Origin of the sequence: Stenotrophomonas koreensis (assembly GCF_001431525.1) — a bacterium.
In the GTDB taxonomy this organism is placed as follows: Bacteria; Pseudomonadota; Gammaproteobacteria; order Xanthomonadales; family Xanthomonadaceae; genus Stenotrophomonas; species Stenotrophomonas koreensis.
This window is the reverse complement of the sequence record NZ_LDJH01000043.1, coordinates 1-935: the sequence shown is the minus strand read 5'-3', so window position 1 is coordinate 935 and position 935 is coordinate 1. Positions and strand designations below refer to the sequence as shown.

Below are 935 nucleotides of genomic sequence, written 5' to 3'. Positions count from 1 at the left end.
CCCTCCAGGTCATCATCGGTATTGAGATAGCCCAGTTGCAGACAGGTAACGACCAGCCGCTGCTGCCGGAAACTTTCCCGCAATGCATCGCCAATGCCGGTAAGGGCGAACTTGGAGGCACCGAAGGTCACCTCTGGCCTACCGCTCTGGCGAAGGCCGGAGGTGGAACCGGTGATGATGACTTGCGGTTTTTTGGATGAGAGCAGGCGCGGCACCAGGTGCTTCAACGCCAGGATGGTGGAAGTGATGTTGATGTTCACCATGGCGGCAATTTCATCATCGTCATCCTCCAGGAAGCGGTAGTGCTCCGAGAAGGCCGCCTGCTCCCACACCCCCAGGTTGCAGATCAGCACATCCAGCGCATCGGGCGCTTGCCGAGCAATCAACTGCACCGCCTCGCGCGGCGAGCTGAGGTCGGCCTCGATCCACTCCACGCCAACCCCATCGGCAAGGTTCAGTTGTTGCGGGCGCTTACGCGATACACCAATGACCGTGTCACCGGGCGCGCAGCCCTTCAACAAACGCACGCCCCAGCCCCCGGCTGGCGCCAATCACCATCAACTTCATGATCACTGCCCATTCAATGCAGGGGCAAATATACCCGTTGAAGCTCACCGTTGGCCCGGCCAGGCATCACAACAAACACAGGAAAAAAGGGCCGGGTGCCTGCGCACCCGAGCCCTGATCACTCAGTCATCCATGTCTTGCCCGGCTGTACCAGCAGCCGGCTGAGATCAAAGAGTCAGCCCTTGAGGCGCAACGCGATTTCCTCAGCGTGCTTCTGGTGCAAGCCACCAGTGGTACCCCACGCCGTGCTGTTGGTGGATTCCACTTCGAAGGACGCCAGCTGCGCGCCATTGGCATCCATCACCCGCACATGGCTGATGATCTTGTCACGCCCGGCCATGATCCCCAGCAGGGCACGGGCAGCGCCA

Annotated in this window: 2 protein-coding genes; both read right to left on the bottom strand. The window is 60.7% G+C overall.

The window, feature by feature from the left end:
* A partial coding sequence (locus tag ABB25_RS14010) for an SDR family NAD(P)-dependent oxidoreductase (protein WP_244477837.1) occupies positions 1-518 on the bottom strand: 518 nt, incomplete at its 3' end.
* A 224-nt stretch (positions 519-742) separates the two neighbouring features.
* Positions 743-935 (bottom strand): DUF4410 domain-containing protein (locus ABB25_RS14795; RefSeq protein ID WP_425477337.1); only part of this gene is annotated, 193 nt, incomplete at its 5' end.